Origin of the sequence: Pseudomonas saponiphila (assembly GCF_900105185.1) — a bacterium.
GTDB classification, from domain to species: Bacteria; Pseudomonadota; Gammaproteobacteria; order Pseudomonadales; family Pseudomonadaceae; genus Aquipseudomonas; species Aquipseudomonas saponiphila.
This window is the reverse complement of sequence record NZ_FNTJ01000003.1, coordinates 362,492-381,517: the sequence shown is the minus strand read 5'-3', so window position 1 is coordinate 381,517 and position 19,026 is coordinate 362,492. Positions and strand designations below refer to the sequence as shown.

Here is a 19,026-nt window from a genome sequence, read left to right as displayed (position 1 = left end):
GGCCAGGCATAAGGACCCGGCACCAGGCCTCCACTACCGGTTCATTACCGCGGGCGAATATCGGCGCAACCCTATTGCGGCTCAATCACTCTGATCATTAGGTCGAGACGACACAGACCAATGGCAAGTGACTGCCGGCACATTCGCGCTGACCTAAGTGCGAATCAGATTCGGCAACCGATCGTCAGGAGGACTGGCAGCCTACTGCTGGTCATTCGGTAGTTTCTACGCGGGTAGATATGGCCGCCTGTTGGCAACGCAACTGCCCCATTCGGGATGGTTGCGCCACCTGGCACCGGACTCACGTTCCGGCCTGAGTGATGATCCTCAGACTTGAGGCCACAAAGACGGCGCTGGCTTGGATGGCGACCTTGGATATCCAAAGCCCTGCCGCGGCACTGTTGTACGCCGCCATCATGGACGCGACTGTACGAGTTGGATAACGATACAGCTCACGTGTTCGCCGCCGGCATCTCGCCAGCGAACAGGTAGTTGCTAAGGGTAAAGATGCGTAGCAAGGCCAGAGTCCAATGTCATCAACTTTGGAAGTTATCCATAAATATCATATAATTAGCGCTCAAATCAGTGCATGGGAGAAGCCCTTTTGACTACCTATACCGCATCGCTTGACACCGCCAGCCAAGCCCTGGTTTGAAAATTGTACAAAAAGTAACCAGTCCGCTCGATTGTCCCGCCTTCATCGCCGCCCACCGCCAGAATCCTCAAGACTTTACCCGCCGACGCCAGCTCACCTTCAAGAACCTCGTCCTGTTCCTGCTCAATCAGCCGCGCACGGCCCTGCAAACCGAACTCGATCAGTTCTATCGCGTACTCAATCAGGCGTCGACTGAGACGCAAATGGTCACTGCGCAGGCCTTCTGCAAAGCGCGCAAAAAGCTCAACCCCGAGGTATTTGAAAGTCTCAATCGCCTCCTGCAGCAACAAATTGACTGCTTCGGGCTGCGCCAGAAGTGGCGTGGGCTGAGGGTGCTCGCGGTGGATGGCTCGACCGTGCATTTACCCCTGGAGTCGACCATGGCGACCTTCTTTGGCAGTCACTCTGGCTTTCCCATGGCTCGCTTGTCCACACTCTACGAAGTCGCTGACGGTCAAACCCTGCATAGCCTGATCGTGCCCCTGACCGTCGGCGAGCGCGACTGTGCCCATCTGCACCTTGAGCACCTGCCGGCTGACAGCCTGACGCTGTTTGACCGTGGTTACCCTGGGCACTGGTTATTCGCGCTGTTCGAGCAGCACCGGCGACATTTCCTGATGCGCCTGCCCTGTGGCTATAACGCCCAGGTCAAAGCGTTTCTACACTCTGGCCAAGTTGAAGACACACAGCTTTTCGTGGCCAACCATCCTGAAGCACGTCTGTTCTGCTCCGAGGCTGGCGTTGATCCTGCCAACCAGATCGAGCTGAGACTGATCCGGGTCGAGTTGGCCAACGGCGAAAGCGAGGTATTGCTGACCTCGTTGCTGGATCGAGAAGCCTTTCCCGCTGAGGTGTTTGCCGAGCTTTACCACCGCCGCTGGGGCATCGAAACCGACTTCCGTCGCCTCAAACAAACCCTGACGCTGGACAACTTCAGCGGCCGCAGCGTGACCGCTGTAAAGCAGGACTTTCATGCCGCTCAACTGTTGAAGAACCTGGCGCTGTTGATGCAGCACCTGCTACAGCCAGTCATCGAACAGCGCCACAAAGGCCGCAAGCTGCGATGGAAAGTCAACTTCACCCAAGGCGTGTCACGGCTCAAAAATACCCTGGTCGAGCTGCTGGTGCGGCACTGTGCTCAGGGGCTGAGCAATGTGCTGGCCTTGATGGCTAAAAGCCTCAGTGCCGTACGCTCAGGCCGTAGCTTTGCGCGCCAACGCAAACGCGCAGCCAGCCGAGGTTGTGAGGGCTACAAACCGACGCGCTGAAGAAACACCACCGCCCAACCTCCGTGCAAAAAAAGCTGGCCACAAGCGGTCGGCATAGGCTCGTCCGGAGAACGAGAAATCTCGCCTAGACAGCTGGAACAGACGATGATCACATCACCGCCAGCCCAGTTAGACCGCCTGATTGAGCGGCAGAGGCCTGGTCATCGCCCGACGGCCATGGCGGCTGGCTGCTTCGGGGGGCTTGCCTTGGGCAGGGCTGCAGCTTAGGTTGATGACATTGGGCCAGAGTCAGCGCCGCGACTTTTGGCTGCATCTATGAATAGAGAGGCGAACAGCTTAACGCCTTCCTGTCCTAGCCCCCTGGCAGTGTTTAGGTGATCCGCCATCATGGCGGCGTTGTCGACGTGGTTACCCGCGCCAAAGTTATGGATCAGAACGAGATCCACCCTCTTGCCTTCCTTATATAGATAGAGGGCTAGATGAATCTTCCCCTCATACAGCATCACGGCGAACGCATGCATAGATGCGCTGTGCGCCCTGCTCATAGCTCTAGCCTTATCCAGAACCTGCTCGTTAAGCATCAAACCTCACCAGACCTAAAAATCGTTGGAATGATCCAATTCTAACGGTCGCTCACCTGGAACAAGCCTGATTTCACCGTTCACGCGCCCCTTTGTTTGCCGATTGACAAGGAATTGCTTCAAAGCGTGATCGACAGTGGTGTTTTGCGACCCCGTTTTGAGTTGAACGACAAAGATTGCCCGCCTAACATCCGCCCTGAAGTTGATGCGAGCCCGCAGGGCCGCAGAAATAACGGGGGGTGATGAGCTTCGGCCACGCCCCCTCTTACGAGAGCCAGCAGTGCTGGTAGAGGTGGTGAGGATGCGCAACCAACGCGACAGTTGGTTGGCAGGTCTCTCCAAGGACGAGTTTGCTTCGCTGCCCGCGTGGGAGTTCATAACCCACGAGGAATCGCGTCAGCAGTGGATAGCTGTAGTACGAACTAAGCTGACCACGCGGCACACCGACTCGGAGATCCTGTCATCCCTATATCTGGGACTGCACAACACAGTTACCAGAGCCATACAGCGCCACAAAGACTGCGCGCCTGATCGCCGTGGCAGCATTGTCATTGGCTCTGCTCTTGCGTACATCCGCAAGGAAGGCATTGCTGCGCTCTACAACGAGATCAAGGGGAGCACAGGTGTTACCACCATCTCCCTCGAAGCTCTGTGCGAAGAAGTACCTCGCTTTCATACCCTTGAAGGCAGCTACCTCTCAGCCAACAGCGACTACAACGAGTCCGTGCCGGTCACTCCGCAGTTCCTTGCCGAGGAACAGGCCGTGGCTGACCTCCTTTTCCAGGAGCGCCATCACCTCTGCGAGAACATCAAGCACCACCTCACACCACGTGAGGTTCAGGTCATGCGCCTTACTGTCATTGATCATCTGGACGCTGAAGATATCAGCGAGATTTTGCAGGTATCGAGAAGACAGGTTTGGAAGCTTCAGCGTGAATTGCGCCTGAAACTCTTAGACATCGCCAAGGCTACAGGCGTGCCTGAAAAGTCCTACCGTTCGTTCTCGGAACTGATGCGCGCATGAGTCAGTCAATCACCGACTACCTGAAGGACACTGCTTACCCTCGACTGGATGCAGTCGAGACTGGCCTGCTGGACCACCTCTCCCCTTCCAACCTTTCTGCTGGCGGGAACTATGTTCTTCTCTGCCCCCAGTGCGGTAAGCGAGAGGCCTACTACTACCCGACTCACAGCCATGTGAACTGCAACCGCAAGAACAAGTGCGGCGCGTCCACGTCTTTGTGGGACATCCTTGCAGCCTCTGGTCTGACTCCTGGGGAAATCGTCGCGCGGATCTGTGAGAAAGCTGGCGTGCCCGTGCCCGAGCGCCCCAACCGCCGTGCTCAAGGTAACCCTGCGGGGCAGGAAGGCTCTGAAGCCGCATACGTCCCCCAGATTTCGCCCGGCAAAGCCATCTTCACCGTCACGCAAGCGCTTGCGAAGAAGAACCCGCAAATGCTGCAAACCCTGAAGGAGTCTCGCGGCTTCTCTGATGAAGAAATGGCCCTGATGAAGCTTGGCGTCTACACAACGCCTCAGGAGGTTCTCGACGGACTTATGTCCCTCGGGATAACTCGTGAAACGGCCATCGCCAAAGGTTACATCGAGGTCGACAAGGAGAACCCGGACAAGCTCCTGAATGCGGATTTCGGAGCACCGTGACCGGCCGTTTCGGTTGATCGTGACCGGTCATTTCGCTAACGCGTGACCGCTCATTTCGGTAGCAACGTGACCGATTTTCCGCCTGTTCCGAAACAGGTGGTCACGGCTTACCGAAATCGCCGGTCACGACTTAGCGAAAGCCTTCCCCTTCGTTGCGCATGACCTGATGCGCCGCCATCCTCGACCGATTTCGGGAGAGGAAGATGGCGGCGCCGCGAGTAGCCATGCGAAACATCAAAGAATGTCTGCGCCTCAAGTTTGAGGCCGGCTTGTCCCACGAGAAGATTGCCCGTGCCTTGCAGCTGTCCAAGGGCGTGGTTAGCAAGTACATCGCGGCGGCGCGGGTGGCCGGGCTGGACTGGCCGGCGCTGGTGGCCATGGACGAGGCCGCGCTGGCGGCCGCCTTGTTTGCACCGACGTCGACGAACAAGCCGCGCGGTGAGCGAGTGCTGCCCGATGTGCTGAGCATCCACCGCGAGTTGCGACGCAAGGGCGTGACCTTGCAGCTGCTGTGGGAGGAATATCTCGCCGCGCATGCGGGCCAGCCGACCTACCGCTACACCCAGTTCGTCGAGCACTACCGGCGCTACGCCCAGACGCTCAAACGTTCGATGCGTCAGCTGCACCGTGCGGGCGAGAAGCTATTCATCGACTATGCCGGGCCGACGCTGCCGGTGGTCGACCCGGCCACCGGCGAAGTGCGCCGGGCGCACATCTTCGTCGCCGCCCTGGGCGCCTCGAATTACACCTATGCCTGCGCGACGCCAGGCGAAACCCAGGTGGACTGGCTGACCTCGCTGGGCCAGGCTCTGACCTACTTTGGCGGCGTGCCGGAAATGGTTGTGCCGGACAATCCGCGCGCCCTGGTCGCCCAGCCGGATCGCTACGAGCCGGGCCTGAACCGGGCCACGCTGGAGTGCGCGCGTCATTACCAGACGGTGATCCTGCCGGCACGGCCACGCAAGCCTCAGGACAAGGCCAAGGCCGAGGTGGCGGTGCAGGTGGTCGAGCGCTGGATCATGGCGCGGCTGCGCCATCGGCAGTTCTTCAGCCTGCATGCGCTTAACCAGGCCATCGCCGAGCTGCTGGAGGATCTGAATCGGCGCCCGTTCAAGCGGCTCGATGGCTGCCGGCGCGACTGGTTCGAGCGCCTGGATCGCCCGGCCTTGCGAGCGCTGCCGGTGCATCCCTACGAGGTCGCCACCTTCAAGCGCTGCAAGGTCAGCATCGACTACCACATCGAGGTCAATGGCAGCTTCTACAGCGTGCCCTCCGCCCTGGCCCGGCAGAACGTGGACGTGCGACTGACGGCACACACCCTGGAAGTGCTGCATGGCAACCGGCGGGTGGCCAGCCACCTGCTGCTGGGGCGACGCGGCGCTTACAGTACCCAGCGCGAGCACATGCCCGCGGCGCACCAGGCGCATCGCGAATGGACGCCACAACGCCTGCTCGACTGGGGCGCGCGGATCGGCCCCTACACGCGCCAACTGATCGATCACCAACTGACCCACAAGCCGCACCCGGAGATGGGCTACCGCGCCTGCCTCGGCCTGCTCTCGCTGGCCCGGCGCTATGGCAATGCACGCCTGGAAGCCGCTGCCGAACGTGCCGTACACCTGCGCGCCTTCACCGGGCGCAGCGTGCGCAACCTGCTCCAGCAAGGCCTGGATCAACAGCCGCTGCCCCAGCGTGCCGCCGAAACGACCTTACCCGGCGACCACGAGAACGTCCGTGGCGCCGACTACTACCAACCCCCGCAACAGGAGCTGTTCGATGATGCCGCAACACACCCTGAATCAACTGCACCAGCTACGCCTGGACGGCATGGCCCGCGCCCTGGAAGAGCAATGGACGCTGCCGGCCAGCCACAGCCTGAGCTTCGATGAACGCCTCGGCCTACTGCTCGACCGCGAACTGGCCTGGCGTGACAACCAGCGCCTGGTACGGCTGCGCAAGAAGGCCAAGCTCAAGTACGCCAACGCCTGCCTGGAAGATCTCGACCGCCGCACCGGACGCGCCCTGGACGAGCGTCTGATCGCCACCCTGGCCAGTGGCGACTGGATCCGCCAGCAGCACAACCTGCTGCTGACCGGCCCGACCGGTGCCGGCAAAACCTGGCTGGCCTGCGCCCTGGGCAACCAGGCCTGCCGCCAGGGCTATAGCACCCTGTACCTGCGCACCCCGCGCCTGCTGGAACAACTGCGCATCGCTCATGGCGACGGCAGCTTCGGCCGTACCCTGCAACAGCTGGCAAAGGTCGACGTCCTGGTGCTGGACGACTGGGCGCTAGCCCCGCTGGAGGAAGGAGCCCGGCATGACCTGCTGGAGGTGATCGACGACCGCGCTGGCAGCCGCTCCACCATCCTGACGAGCCAACTGCCCATCGAGCACTGGCACGGCTGGATCAACGACCCGACCCTGGCCGATGCCATCCTCGACCGCCTGGTGCACAACGCCTACCGACTGACGATGAAAGGCGAGTCGCTGCGCCGAAAAAAAGCCGAGGAACAAGCCGCATCGTGACCGATGCGATTACAATCCAGAACCCGCGCAACCGGGGTGGAAGCACCGGTCACGTATTAGCGAAACGCTCGGTCACGTTCACCGAAATCCGCACCTGAAAGGCACCTCAGGCCGGGTTGTTGGCTACTGGCCTCACCCCGACAAGGATGTACGAATCTGGGGGCGACTGCCCTCCGGGAGCGGCGACAGGTACAACCCAAAGTACCGCTTTGCCCCGACCATCTCAAAAGAGATCCCCTATCTCTTCCAGATGCGCAAGCCGACGATTCTCTGCGCTATCGAAGGGATGTTTGACGCATGGTCCCTGTCACTCATGGGTTTTTGGGTCGCCTGCGTCGGCGGCGATCGCATCATCGATGCCCAAGCTGCTTACTTTGCTGGCCAGAACGTCACCGAGCTGGCGTTCATCACTGACGGTGACACCGCCGGGTACGACGCAGCCGTTGCCACGATCCGCAACTGCGAGTCGCTAGGCATCGTCGTGAACATTGTGCCCCTTGGGGCCGGAATGGACGACCCGGATGCGCTGCGCCGCGCGGGCCGCGGCGAAGAAATGGTTCAGATGATCGAGCGCCGCATGAATAGCGGCGAATACCTCGCAAGGCTGGCAACCAGTTACGCCTCCGAAGACCCTCCAAACATCAGAGGCCTCCGCCGAATCAGTGCAGCAGCAAGTCAGTTGACGCCGGTTTCAATGCGCAAGTGGGTTGACTACAGGGGCTCTCTGTCAGTCCCGGTGCACAACGAGACCACCGCCCTGCGCATGCTCGCCAGCTTGTCCGAGGCTGGATTCGACTTCGAATCCGCCGCGAAGCGAGTAATGGAGCAGACCGGCTACGAATTCACCATGCAGGGATAAGGCAATGGCAGGCACCCAACACCAAGCTCCAGGCAAAAGCACCTTCTTCTGGATCGTGATCATCGTGATTTTTCTGTACGTGCTGAAGATCCACCTTCGGGAACCCCAGTACCGCCATGTGGAGGTCTGTTACCTGCCGCACAAGGTTGCGTCGTTGTTTTGGGTCGACCTGTGGGGCGCAATCATCCCAGATGACAACCGCTCCCTGCTGAAGCACGCACGCGATCTGGAGCATTTCTTCTTCAGCTGCACCAGCACAACCCGTAACTGGGACTTCCTTCGTTACGGTGAACAAACCAAAGGTGCCCAGCAGTAAGCGGGCACTCACCCCGAATCATGGATGAACCATAGGCTCGGGCATGCCCGGCTCTCGTTTTTCCGTTACACCACCCCAGAGAGGAACATGAGATGGCTGATAACACCACCGCCCAACCGGGGCGCACGAAAGAAATCCGTATTACCGGTGCCATGGTTGCATCGCTCGTTGGCATCGTCCCCCAGGTTTCGCGCCTTGAGGACAAGATGATCAACATGTCGATGTCGGCAGCGCCAGCAATGCGTGCGCGGGTGAATAACCTCACCGATCGCTTCCAGCGTGCGGTTCGCGCATTCGAGGATGAACTCAAATCGTTGAGCAAAGACGCCGAAGTGGACGGCCGGCGCAAAGATAGCCAGCGCCCGAATCAGCAAAAGCAGTCTGGCCAACGTAACGACTCTGCGCAGCAGGCCCAGCAGAAGGCCCAGCCTAAAGCCCAACCCAAAGCCGGTGATAACTCCCAGGCTAAAGGCCAGAGCCCCAAGGCCGAGCAAGGCAAGCAAAATGAACAGGGCAAACCGGCACAGGGCAAAGGCACCCAGCAAGGCTCTCAAGCCGCGCCTGTAGCCAAAGCACCGGCCCAGGCCCCCAAGAAAGCTGATAGCGGCAAGCCACAGAAGAAAGAAGCGGCCACGAAGCCGGCTGCCAGCGAAGTCCAGAAACCTCAGGTTGAGGTTGCTGAAACCACAACCGTGCAGCCGATCACTGCAATCGAGACTCCCACCCAGCCGGAAGTGGTGAAGCAGGAAGCCTCCAATACTTCCGCCAAACCAGCAGCGGCAGTCCCGCAACTCTGATAACAGTGAGCCAGTGATGAACTCCATTCGAAATCTGAAGGCCGCGGCGGCGCTTATGCCCGCATGGTCGCTTCCGCTTACTTTGGCGCTTGGGATTCTCGGGGCGTTTTTCTTCGCTCAAGACTCCCTCGCAGACAAGCCTCACCCTCTTGTGACTGCCGGGACTCTGTATGCCGTCATTGGCTCACTGATCCTTGCCGCGATAACCGTCTTCCAGTCGATCATCAGCGCCAAGCCTGGACTGCTGAAGTCATCGATGGAGGATGGTTTTATCCGCGGCTTGAACTTCGTGTGGTCGACCTCTTCCGTCGCTCTGGTTGTCTTTGTTTGCGCTGTGCCGGTTTACAGCGCACTCACGGCGGACATCAGCTACACCCTCACAGGTGTTGTTGCTGCCATGGTTCTCGGTGTCGCGTACTACTTCAGCAAGCCGCGCGCCGAACAAGAAACTGTGGTCGATCCCATTAGCGGCCTCCCGGCAACCCGCGCAGTAGCTCTGGCACCGGCCGGACTGGTCGAATCCCAACAGCAAAGGCCGGCCTTTCAGGTGTCGATGGCTGATCTGACAAGACTCATGATCCACCAAGCTGGCCGGCTGATCGCATACAAAGGCTCGAACTGTGTCTTCGAAGACTCGTTCAGTGCAGATTTGGATGTGAATGCTCGGACGGCAAAGATTTTCACTGAGATGAACCTGATCGCCACTCCCGAATTTCTGTACTGGCGTTTGCACATGCTGATGATGGGTTCCGCGGCCGAACATGCTCTGCGAAACACCACCAGCGAGGCCGCCCTGGACGATCTGGCGAACTTCGACGAACTCGCCTCCAGATTTATGCTGCTGAGCGATGGCAAGAACAGCTTCTACCGCCCGGCGAATGAAACTGAAGCTGCCATCAAGGCAACCAGGCTCGGCATGCTGCGCAAACAGATCTGGTCCCGCTGTGTCAGCGCATGCATTGCCAACAAAGCCGTCCTCCTGGACATGATCCGCCTGTTGCGAGGCCAGCACTGCTTGGCGTATGGCGACATAAAGCATCTGTTGGATCGCGTTGTAATGCCGCCTGACTTCCCGGTGGCTAGCTTTGACAGCGACGAGATGATGGAACGCGCCCTGCTGAAACTTAGCCACGACATCGAGCCTGAAGCCCCGGTGGCGCACGCTGGCGAAGTGGCATCTGACCTCCCGCAGGCGCAGCCGGCCAAACCTCAGGAGACTGCTGAGGTCCTGAACTTCGCCACCCGCTGAGTAGCAGCCAAAAAAGACCCGGCAATTGCCGGGTTTTTTATTGCCCAGATCAGGGTCCGGATTAAACCGATGGCTCTGCAATGATGACCTGGTTCCGGCCCGAATGCTTAGCCAAGTAGAGCGCCTCATCCGCCTGGCGGAACGCTTCATTGAGTCCGGAACTCAGGTCTGCAATCCCGCAACTGAAGGTGCACGAAAAGCCGCTGCCTTCAACCTCATGCTTGATCACCATGAAGCATTTGCGGATACGCTCCAGGACAACCCGCGCAGCCTCGGTCGTTGTGTCCGGGAGCAGCACCGCAAACTCTTCGCCGCCCATCCGGCCCACCGTATCGGTGTCTCGAAGGGATGCTGTAAGTACATCCGCCATCTTGATGAGCACCCGGTCCCCTACAGGATGGCCATAGGTGTCGTTCACGCTCTTAAAGTGATCGATGTCGATGATCGCGAGCGCCCCGCCCCGCTTCTCGGCGATGACTCGTTTGACTGATTCGACGGTTTGCCCGTGGTTCAAGAGCTGGGTCAACGGATCTCTGCGCATGCGCCTGTCGATCGCCTTGGCGCGGTTGATCATTGATGTGATGGCCTTGATGAATGCGCCCTCTTGCAAAGGCTTGAGGACAAAGCCATCTGCCCCGTGCGACAGGGCCAGCAACTGCTTCTCGCTGTCGGTCTCGCTGCTGAGGAAGATGATCGGCATCGTCATCTCCGGGTCTTGCCGGATGAGCGCTGCCAGGGTGTCCCCATTTACCACGGGCATGTGGTAATCCATCACGATCAAATCAGGTCCGAAGTTGCGGATTGCATCGAGGGTGTCTTCAGGAGCGTACACATGCTCGACCAGCAGGCCAGCTGCTCGCATGTAAGTGGTGGCCCGGTAAGCATCGGTCGGCGAATCGTCGATAAGCAGAACCTTGGAGCCAGCCAGCTTTGCTTCAGCGGTGATGGTCGTCAGCATGTCGCGAATCATCCGAGGGTCGTCGTCAGACCGGAATATGCGAACGCTGCCCAGCTGGGTTGCGCAAAGCCTCTGCTCGAAGGAAAGCGAGGCCTCTGTTGCCAGCACCACTGGTGGCCTTATCCCGCGCATCTCACGGATCTTCGAGAGGTAGGAATTGATCGCCCGGATAGCCACTTGGCTTTGAAGTACATCCGAACCGACAACCACCAAACTTGCGTCCAGATGTTCGGGCTTCTCGCTAGATGACAGCTCATCCAGGTCGCTCACCATGCAGATGTCGATCGACATTTGCGCGAGTGCAAGGCAGAGGTTCTTAGCCAGCTGACCATAGCCATCGGCAAAGAGCACCAGCGCTTTTCTATCTCCGTCGCCGTCTGAAGATCGGCGGCGAAGACTCGGCAAATCGTTGACCATCTTTGTTACCACCTCGATTTCGAGAGGCGTCAATGAATCGGACGCCGCGATGGATCTGTTCAGGGTCTGGATGATCCTGGTGTATGGGCATTCGCCGTCTACGCCGGCTATGTCTCTTGCTTCAAGAACGATGTGTCGCATTCCCTCAAGGGAAGAGAGGTTCGGCCTTGGCAAGACTTCCAGGAACCATGTGGTCCTGATTGCCTCCGCATATGCAGTTATCAATTTGCACTCCCTCCAATCCCCTAATAACTGCTCTCTAGTGGCCAAAAACTGCACATATTTGGAGCGACGCCCTCTTCCGAGCCGCGAATTCGTGACCTGAGTTCGGTATTGAACCGTTGGGGGCGTATCTGAGGGTTCGACTGCCGGCTTTCGGGGTTCGCGCGAATCCGCGGCCAATCTTCGGGTCTGAAGCGTTCAGGTCTTGGATTGGGCTGCGAATGCTCGCGGCTGAACATCGGCGGGGAATTGCGCCGGTACCGTATGTGCATCTCGGGCCGACCTGGTGGCACGTAGCAGGGCGGGCAAAATGTAGGCATGTTCAGTAAGTGGGCTCTCCCATGATCGAATTGATGCAGCACCTTCGCCGCCGCGACCTGTTTGGTCTGGTCAGCAAGGCGGTTCAAGGGGATGCGGTGGCTTCAGCAGGCCTTTGCGAGGCAGGGAGCTTTATCGCGTCGGCGGTGGAGGCCGGCTGGTTTGCACTGCCTGCCGGCCGGAACGGGGCATACAGCCGTTCCCAGCACTTCTGGATGGGGAGGCTGTTCGAGGCTGCTCCTTGGGTGGCTAGTGCGCGGGCCTTCGCCGAGACCCAAAGTGGCGTGCTCCGGGATCGCATCGGCGACATCGCCTTCCAGGCCCTCTGGAGTCACCCACAAGGGCTATCGAGCTTTAACCACCAGGCTAAGGCCTTGGCCGGCAAAACAGCCCGCATGCCTCTCGAATGGGCTTCAGGCGCGATCACTGTCGACCTTTTGGTTCAGTGCCTTGAGGACAACTATCGGTGTGCCGAAGCTCTCACACTCCAGATCACCCATCTCATGGATCACCGGACGCTTGAGCCCGGTACCGAACTGGGAGAGCGATTTGACGCCATGATCTCGGGCGGCATGCGTTACGACATCCCGAGGATGCTGACCAGCACACTCCGCCTGTATTTGGAAAATGAGGTTCGCCGGAAGATTTTCGAGGGCATCGACGGTGCTGGGTTCGTGGCTCTACTGGAAAGCCGTAAACGCGCCGCCCAACAGGTATCGGAAAGCGCCTGGCGCAACGTCTTCCGTGAGATCCAGTGGCTTGCCGGAATCTTGGAGGATCACGCCAATACGGAGCACCTGGGCACGATTAACCGCCGCCTGAAGCAGCATGCAGGCCCGGCGTACCGGCTTACCCGGCAAAGTCGCCCGCTTACCGACAAGGAATCACTCACACTCTCCCTGTCTGGCCACTATGTTGCGGGTCGGTACGTGGATATCGAGACGGTCTGGGCGTTCAAAAACTGGGTTTTGGCGCTGGCAGACATCCTGGAAGATTCGGAGCCGAACTTTGAGGCCTATATCAGCGCCGAGAAGGAAGCACTTGAGCGGCTCGATCTTGTGGGAGATAAGCCCTTGCCTACTCCGGAGGTTCGCCGGCGTCCCCTGGATGACTTTGACGAGGAAGAACTGATGCGCGGTCAGTCCGTGATAGCGCCTCTACCAATGGCCCCCGAGATTCATGGGGCACCCATGTCGGTTTGATACAGGCCTGCATCTGTTGGCACGCATTGCTCTAACTGAAGATGGCCTCACTTTCAGACATCAGCAGGAACCAACGCCATGACCAACGCACTGCCCCTCGACCTGATCGACCCGTCCACCTTCGAAGTGGATGTCACCCTTGAGATCTCCTGTGACGACGAGGACCAGATTCTCAGCCGTCCGGTCGGTGATGGCTTCACCTATCAGGAACTGGAGCAGTCTCATGTCCGCTTCAGTGGTGATGATGAATCGGCAGGCGCAGTCCCGGAGCACGCTGCAAGCGACATCCACAGTGCCAGCGGATACTGCCAGTCCGTTGAGTTGACCTTGAGTGCCAAGACCTTTGGCGGGGTTACTGTCCAGCTCGGATGCTTTGGCTCGGAGGATCAGGTAGAGAAGGCCAAGGCCGCTATCGCCCTGCCCGTAAACCTCCTGCTCGGGCAGAATTGAGGGTAAGCCCCACCACACTCCCGCAGAGCCGGTGTTAAATCGCGAAAGGATGCAACCAATGAACCGCCATGCTTCCCTGACAATCCCTCTGGTACTGGCATTCCTGCTCAGTGGCTGCGGTACCAATAGCCCCCTGAGTAGCATCGGAGACGGTGCAGCTGAGATGGCCGGTAAGGTCCTGTTGGGATTGCCGTCTGATGGTGAGGCATCCGGCCAGCGCAGCACCAGCACCAGCGCCCGCACCAATACCCGGAGTGCCGATCGCCCGATGGTCCGCACCCGGAGAGTGAGCCCCGGCAATCCCGGTGACCTGTACGCCGGCCAAGTTCGGACGGCGAATGGCGGCTATACCGTCATGCTCACACTCCTGGATGGCCGCTTCTCCCATGCCAGCTACCCGGACGTTGCGTGCGCTTCCAACCTGAAGGCAGTACGCAGCTACTACGGTGACTCCATGACGTTCGTCGAGCACGTCTACGAGGATGCGGAAGGCCAGTGCGTACCGTCTGAGCAGTTGGCCGTGAAGCCACAGCGCGATGGGAGTGTGCTGCTGCGCACGATCAGCGATGGCCAGGTCACCGGGGAGGGTTCATTGCGCCCTAGCGTAGTACCGGTACCCGATAACTTGGTTGGCGATTGGGAAGCAGAGTTGGGCGGCAAATATGGCGGCCCGCGCTCCACGATCTACGTTCGACTGGCCCAGGACGGCGAAAGCTTCACCGAGTTCGAGGACAACTACTGCTCCGGCCGCAGCCGGTTCGCCTTCATGACCAGTGGCAGCATGAGCCTTGCCGGGTTTCAGGAGCCCACAGAGTGTGACGATGGCGGCATGGTCAGCTATCAGCAGATCAACCGGAACATGCTGGAACGCCGGACCTACACCCCGGATGGGCGCGTAGCCAGCTCTGTACGCATGGCTCGCCGGTAAGCGTGTTTCACGAAGCCATATTGGGATGACACCCCTGACCTGATTGTTATCCTGATCATCCACTCAAGTGGTTCTGTGTAGAGCTGTACCTTTTCCCGCCTTCCCCCTTGGCGGGATTTTTTTGCCCGCAGGTTTTAGGCACGCGATATCGGAGCCTATCTCTGGGGGCAAATCATCAGACGCCAAGACGCCAATTGGCCGCAGGCCTGGACAGGAGGTTGATGGATGGAAAAGCAGACAGTGTTCTTCACCATGGTGCAGCACCCGATCAAAGGCTGGATGCGTGTCGGTAAGCCCTATCCCTCCCGTGCGGCAGCGAAAGAGTGGCTGCCCGTTGTGCGTGGGTCATGGCGAGGGTTTCGCGCCAAGGTAGCGCAGTGCACAGTGCGTTTTGAGGGCGGCAAGGTGAGCGAGAAGTCCAGGCAGATCCTCGACACCAAGTTCAACATGGATGTCGAGATCACCAAGAGCGGTACCGACTCCCTCGCTGCAACCCCTGCCCCGTAACCCCTATCGATGCCGAAGTTGGTTTGCGGACTGGCCTACGAAGCGCCCGCCCGCCTATCACTCACTCGTCACCGGTACCGCCTCAACGAACTCGTTCTCCGCGCGGCACCAGCCCAACAGCACGAAGCACAGCAAGAGCGGCCTTTCAGGGGAGTGTGGTGGTTTGCCGAGCGGCAGGCCTGGGCGATTGCGGGCTTTTCCTACGCCGCGAATTGGGGGCCGAACCTCGGGCTGGAAGCATGCCGGTTTCAGGGCATCACATGGGCCGTGAACGGGTGGTTTTCATGATGGGCATTTGACCTGCTGGCACGCATTCAGTGGACGCACAATGAACCCAAGTCGAAACGAACACCCACGGAGTCAACCATGAGCATCCTCGGTAACCGCAACCAGCCTGAAGCAAACCCCTGCGCTGGCCGCTGCACCCAGAGCGTGGGCGATTACGTGTGTGCCACCTGCGGCCGTACCGTCGAGGAAACCCGCGACTGGAATGCCCTCTCGGTTGAGGAACGTATCCGCATCAAGGCCCAAGCGAAGGCACGCCTGGCAGCCATCCGCAACGGTGCCCACCCGAGCGACAAAGCCCTGTTCACCAATGCCGCCATCGCCTAAGCGCAAGGAAGCCGCCGCATGAACCTCTACAGCCAAACCAGCGCCAGCACCCCTGCAATGCCCCTGGCTGCGCCTTCACTCGAAGCACTGGCCTTCTTCCGGGTTTCACCCGATCGCCCGTTCCAGGCCGGCTGGAAGGCGTATGGCGGCCATCGCATGTATGTCGGTGCCTTCGAGTCCGCGCTTGGGGACTGGATTCTGCTGGCGACGGACAAGGCCCACGAGGCGGCAGGCTTCGAAACCGTGGAAGAGTGTGAGCGAGCGATGGTTGAGGCCGGATTCTTGGGGCCGAACTCGCACCACATCGAGATTGGCCCGTTCAAAGGCCAGATGACCCTGTTCTGATCGGCCCGGTACCGAACACCTCGACAGCCGGCACAAGTCGGCACCGAACATAGACCCGCAAAGGACGACAGCCATGGCCATGAACACCGAGATCATCAGCAAGGGCCGCATCGCCAAGGTCACCGATGAGCAGCTCGACGAGCTCCGGGCACTTAAAGTGAGCTGGCTTGCCTACTGCCAAGCCCGCCTGACCCGCAGCCATGAAAGCTCGGTTGAACACCTGACGCGATTCCGCCGCGTGGCGTGATGGCTTCGCCCTTGATTGCCTGGCGTGCCGATCAGATCTGCTGGCACGCAAAGGCTCAGGGGAACATAAGCCCATCAACTCAACAGCTGGAGCTAACCCGATGAGCACTGCACAAAAGACTGACGCAACCCTGCTGGCCGCCCGCATCCAGGAAGCCGACAAACGCTTCAAGGCAGGCCATTTCGGCTACGGCTACCTCTCCGACGAGCCGTGGTTCGAGGAAGATGGCCTCCTGATCAAAGTGCTGCACGGCACGGCCTACGACAAGCCGGTCCTGCTGGAGGCCCGCGTAGGTTTCGTCAACGGCAGCGCCGAATTCGCCCACAGCCGGGTCATGAACGTCACCGAGGCGATCTCTGAAGACCCGAATTGGGAGCCCATGTTCACCCGCTGGCGTCATGGTGGCTGGTATGTCCACGGCATTTCCCACATCAGCGGTGGCTGCGGCTGCGTCAGCAACAACTACGAGGACGGCAAGTGGAGGGTCGTCTGCGACCCGCGTCGATCTGCCCTGCACGAAGAGGGTGACTTCACCTTCAAGACCCGCAATGAGGCCGCACACGCAGAGCGCGCCCTGATTCGTGATCAGGTACTGGAAATGCTCAAGCGCCGCACCAGCACCAGCACCGGCGCACTGGCAGCAGCCAGCTAACAGCGGCCATTCAGCGAGGGATGCCATGAGCACGAAGATTTACAACGGCCTGCGTCTGCGTAACTGCACGCTGGAGCAGGCACTGGCAAAGCTTCGGAGCATCCGCCCGGCATGCGTGGAGGCAGGCGCGAAAGCCATCGCCTCCGGCATTGCCACGCGCATGGCATTCGCCGCCGATCTGGCCGAGAATTACTGCCCTCTCAAGCCGGCGTCAGGTTCAAGCCCCTACATGCGAGCCCAAACGGACTTCTTCGCCGCCAAGGCAGAGGTGCTGGGCAAGAGCATCCGTAGCGTCGACTGGGACTGCACACTCTCCATCACCCTTATCCCTCACCAGGGCGACCTGCTCGCCCTGTACTTCATCGAGCGCGATTGCGGCTACATCGATTCGCTGCTCGATCTCGGGTTTGAACGCTACGGGTACCAGAATTCGACCGATCGCCCCGCCGAGGTTTCCCAAGAGGAATGGGACGCCAGGGAGTGTGATTGGGAGGCAGCCCTAGGCCGGTGCGCCCCATGCGAAGTTGGTTTCACCTACGACGTGGTGACATGGCATGACCTCGGGGCCGGCTTCTACTGCATAGACCGCATCAAGCAAGCACTCCCCTCCGCGAGGGCACGGGCGCTGGCGGTAGCCGTCGAACTCAGCGAACTGGAACTCGATTACAGCACCGAAGCCAAAGCCATGCGCCTCAGTGCCCTGGTAAGACATGTCGATGCCGAGGCGGCTAAGCGCGCAGACGGCATCCGGCTGGCCGAAGGCGTGTGCGAAGTACGGGACTGTTGAGCAACCAAGTTCGGCACCCAACCGAGCGGATGAAATAAACCCGCACCCTCTGCTGGCACGCATCCACCAGGGCGATGATGGCCTCACTTCGAAACAGCCAAGAGGCACACCGAAATGAGCGCAGACAAAACCACCAAGGCCAAGCCGAAAGCGTCCGTCACCCCGACCGGGAGTGACCTTGCCCTGCTGGACAAGCTCAAGCACTTACTCGGCTGCGATACCCGCGAGCTGGCCATGATGGCTGGCATGGTTGTGCGCAGCGATGAGCCGACCGTCGAGGCGCTGATCATGATGATGAACAACACCATCCTCGAATTGCGCCACGAGATTCTCCGGCTGAAGCCGATGCCCAACATGCGCCGCATGAAATAACAGGGGGAACACCGATGACCACTCAGAGCACCAGCACCAGCAACGCTAAAGCCATGGCCGATGCCCAGCGCCGCGCCGACAAAGCCCACCATGAGAAGCGCGTGAACTGGCTGATGGGCACGAACCCGGTCTATGCCTGCGGTACCAGGGTCGCGCCTTCCGACGTTGCCCAGATGCTGCGTCAAAGCCGTGAGTACCTGCGCAACCCTGCCGGCTCCACCATGAACCACTGCCAGTGCGAGCCGCGCTGCGCGTAGTCATCCAAGCAACCTGATTGGGGGCCGATGTTGGAGGGTGAAGCGAGTTGCTTCTGACCGGCCCCCTCGCGAGATTTTCTTTCACCCCATCTGCTGGCACGCATCCTCCAAGGCGATGATGGCCTCACTTCGAAACAACACACAGGAACACCGAGATGAGCGCAATCCAAGCCCAAGCACTGGTAACTGGCAATCAGAAGATGACTGATGCCCAGTGGAAGAAGGAAGCCACCCGCTTAAAGGGCGCTATCACCCGCGCCAAGTCGCGTGTGAGCACGCTGGTCACCCTCGCTGAGAAGATCGAGGCACGGGCCGCGCAGAAGGCGGCTGAGGAAGCCCTGCGCGAGCACAAGCTGAACTACCACGAGCTGGTGGCCGGCTAAGCCGTCATCCCCAACCATTACTCCGAAAGAAGGAAATAGAGATGTTCACGACTAATAAATGGATTGCCTTTTGGTTTTCCCTGCTGGTTCTGGATTTTTTCACTGCTGTTGCCACAGAGCCTTCGTCCATTTCTTCCGCGCTAAAGCTGGTCACGGTTTGGCTGACGGCTTGGTGCTTCATGTACGGGTTTCTTGAAGCTTTTCGTCCCCCTCAACAGCTGGGGAGCCAGGAGATCACTCCTGCTGGGCAAACGGTTCAACAGAAAGAATGCTGATCGGCTAAAGGACTCCACCCCATGATCAAGCGCCACTACTTCATCGCTGTGAAGCTCAAGGGCTCTGATGTCCACGCTTCGGGCGTTATCACCGTGCGCAGCTTTTTCAGGCCGTCTGCCGAGAGTGTGTTTGAAAACTCGAAGCGCAAGATCGCGGAGCAATGCGGTCTTCAGGTCGATGACTTTGTGTCCGTCGCATTCAATCGCATTTAGAGGAATC

General features: G+C 59.7%; 25 protein-coding genes. 23 read left to right on the top strand and 2 right to left on the bottom strand.

Translation table 11 applies throughout. From position 1 onward, the window contains the following. The first annotated feature begins 651 nt into the window (after positions 1-651). Entirely contained in the window at positions 652-1,923 is a 1,272-nt protein-coding gene (locus BLV47_RS34695; protein ID WP_143038274.1) for an IS4-like element ISPa1635 family transposase, read from the top strand. A 224-nt stretch (positions 1,924-2,147) separates the two neighbouring features. On the opposite strand, the gene BLV47_RS36370 is transcribed toward BLV47_RS34695, so the two are convergent. Next, on the bottom strand, positions 2,148-2,465 hold the full coding sequence (locus tag BLV47_RS36370) for a hypothetical protein (protein WP_167365758.1): 318 nt from the start codon (positions 2,463-2,465) through the stop codon (positions 2,148-2,150). Positions 2,466-2,766: 301 nt separating this feature from the next. On the opposite strand from BLV47_RS36370, the gene BLV47_RS34690 reads away from it, so the two are divergent. The 8 genes from BLV47_RS34690 (at position 2,767) to BLV47_RS34655 (ending at position 9,874) form a co-directional block, all read left to right on the top strand. Then, positions 2,767-3,489: a helix-turn-helix domain-containing protein gene (locus tag BLV47_RS34690; protein WP_143038394.1), complete on the top strand. Its 723-nt coding sequence runs from the start codon at positions 2,767-2,769 to the stop codon at positions 3,487-3,489. Beyond that, positions 3,486-4,127 carry a hypothetical protein gene (locus BLV47_RS34685; RefSeq protein ID WP_092320970.1) on the top strand — a complete coding sequence of 214 codons (642 nt, stop codon included), beginning with the start codon at positions 3,486-3,488 and terminating at the stop codon, positions 4,125-4,127. Before BLV47_RS34690 ends, BLV47_RS34685 begins: the two co-directional genes overlap by 4 nt. Positions 4,128-4,330: 203 nt before the next feature. Further along, the gene (istA, locus tag BLV47_RS34680; RefSeq protein WP_062838241.1) at positions 4,331-6,016 is read left to right on the top strand and encodes an IS21 family transposase; all 1,686 of its coding nucleotides are present in this window, start codon (positions 4,331-4,333) and stop codon (positions 6,014-6,016) included. Then, entirely contained in the window at positions 5,904-6,653 is a 750-nt protein-coding gene (gene istB / locus BLV47_RS34675) for an IS21-like element IS1474 family helper ATPase IstB (RefSeq protein ID WP_062838242.1), read from the top strand. The genes istA and istB overlap by 113 nt, the downstream gene beginning before the upstream one ends. Positions 6,654-6,903: 250 nt before the next feature. Next, positions 6,904-7,512 carry a toprim domain-containing protein gene (locus BLV47_RS34670; RefSeq protein WP_092320969.1) on the top strand — a complete coding sequence of 203 codons (609 nt, stop codon included), beginning with the start codon at positions 6,904-6,906 and terminating at the stop codon, positions 7,510-7,512. A gap of 4 nt (positions 7,513-7,516) precedes the next feature. Then, positions 7,517-7,828 (top strand): hypothetical protein, encoded by a 312-nt coding sequence (locus tag BLV47_RS34665; protein ID WP_092320968.1) that lies wholly within the window; start codon positions 7,517-7,519, stop codon positions 7,826-7,828. Between the two features lie 92 nt (positions 7,829-7,920). Then, positions 7,921-8,625: a hypothetical protein gene (locus BLV47_RS34660; protein ID WP_092320967.1), complete on the top strand. Its 705-nt coding sequence runs from the start codon at positions 7,921-7,923 to the stop codon at positions 8,623-8,625. A 16-nt stretch (positions 8,626-8,641) separates the two neighbouring features. After that, the gene (locus BLV47_RS34655) at positions 8,642-9,874 is read left to right on the top strand and encodes a hypothetical protein (protein WP_092320966.1); all 1,233 of its coding nucleotides are present in this window, start codon (positions 8,642-8,644) and stop codon (positions 9,872-9,874) included. A 61-nt stretch (positions 9,875-9,935) separates the two neighbouring features. Here the strand turns inward: BLV47_RS34655 and BLV47_RS34650 are convergent, their stop codons facing one another. Continuing rightward, the gene (locus BLV47_RS34650) at positions 9,936-11,390 is read right to left on the bottom strand and encodes a sensor domain-containing diguanylate cyclase (protein ID WP_143038393.1); all 1,455 of its coding nucleotides are present in this window, start codon (positions 11,388-11,390) and stop codon (positions 9,936-9,938) included. Positions 11,391-11,812: 422 nt separating this feature from the next. Here BLV47_RS34650 and BLV47_RS34645 point away from each other — a divergent pair, with 422 nt between their 5' ends. From BLV47_RS34645 to BLV47_RS34585, 14 genes are all read left to right on the top strand, one after another. Then, complete coding sequence (locus BLV47_RS34645; protein WP_143038392.1) at positions 11,813-12,991, top strand: hypothetical protein; 1,179 nt, start codon at positions 11,813-11,815, stop codon at positions 12,989-12,991. Positions 12,992-13,069: 78 nt separating this feature from the next. Then, positions 13,070-13,441: a hypothetical protein gene (locus BLV47_RS34640; RefSeq protein ID WP_092320963.1), complete on the top strand. Its 372-nt coding sequence runs from the start codon at positions 13,070-13,072 to the stop codon at positions 13,439-13,441. 58 nt (positions 13,442-13,499) lie between these two features. Then, positions 13,500-14,369 (top strand): hypothetical protein, encoded by an 870-nt coding sequence (locus tag BLV47_RS34635; protein ID WP_092320962.1) that lies wholly within the window; start codon positions 13,500-13,502, stop codon positions 14,367-14,369. A gap of 225 nt (positions 14,370-14,594) precedes the next feature. Continuing rightward, entirely contained in the window at positions 14,595-14,876 is a 282-nt protein-coding gene (locus BLV47_RS34630) for a hypothetical protein (protein ID WP_092320961.1), read from the top strand. A gap of 366 nt (positions 14,877-15,242) precedes the next feature. Beyond that, complete coding sequence (locus BLV47_RS34625; protein WP_092320960.1) at positions 15,243-15,488, top strand: DUF1289 domain-containing protein; 246 nt, start codon at positions 15,243-15,245, stop codon at positions 15,486-15,488. Positions 15,489-15,506: 18 nt separating this feature from the next. Continuing rightward, a complete protein-coding gene (locus BLV47_RS34620; RefSeq protein ID WP_092320959.1) occupies positions 15,507-15,833 on the top strand; it encodes a hypothetical protein in 327 nt (108 codons plus the stop codon). Between the two features lie 73 nt (positions 15,834-15,906). After that, a complete protein-coding gene (locus BLV47_RS36365; RefSeq protein WP_167365757.1) occupies positions 15,907-16,080 on the top strand; it encodes a hypothetical protein in 174 nt (57 codons plus the stop codon). A 100-nt stretch (positions 16,081-16,180) separates the two neighbouring features. Beyond that, positions 16,181-16,732, top strand: a complete 552-nt coding sequence (locus BLV47_RS36445) for a hypothetical protein (protein WP_208605348.1) — start codon at positions 16,181-16,183, stop codon at positions 16,730-16,732. Between the two features lie 25 nt (positions 16,733-16,757). Next, positions 16,758-17,519: a hypothetical protein gene (locus BLV47_RS34610; RefSeq protein WP_092320958.1), complete on the top strand. Its 762-nt coding sequence runs from the start codon at positions 16,758-16,760 to the stop codon at positions 17,517-17,519. 114 nt (positions 17,520-17,633) lie between these two features. Further along, positions 17,634-17,891, top strand: a complete 258-nt coding sequence (locus tag BLV47_RS34605) for a hypothetical protein (protein ID WP_092320957.1) — start codon at positions 17,634-17,636, stop codon at positions 17,889-17,891. Between the two features lie 14 nt (positions 17,892-17,905). Further along, positions 17,906-18,148, top strand: coding sequence for a hypothetical protein (locus tag BLV47_RS34600; protein WP_092320956.1), 243 nt, complete (start codon positions 17,906-17,908; stop codon positions 18,146-18,148). A 155-nt stretch (positions 18,149-18,303) separates the two neighbouring features. Then, positions 18,304-18,531: a hypothetical protein gene (locus BLV47_RS34595; RefSeq protein ID WP_092320955.1), complete on the top strand. Its 228-nt coding sequence runs from the start codon at positions 18,304-18,306 to the stop codon at positions 18,529-18,531. 41 nt (positions 18,532-18,572) lie between these two features. Then, complete coding sequence (locus tag BLV47_RS34590) at positions 18,573-18,806, top strand: hypothetical protein (RefSeq protein ID WP_092320954.1); 234 nt, start codon at positions 18,573-18,575, stop codon at positions 18,804-18,806. A 21-nt stretch (positions 18,807-18,827) separates the two neighbouring features. Then, on the top strand, positions 18,828-19,019 hold the full coding sequence (locus BLV47_RS34585; protein ID WP_092320953.1) for a hypothetical protein: 192 nt from the start codon (positions 18,828-18,830) through the stop codon (positions 19,017-19,019). Positions 19,020-19,026: the final 7 nt, after the last annotated feature.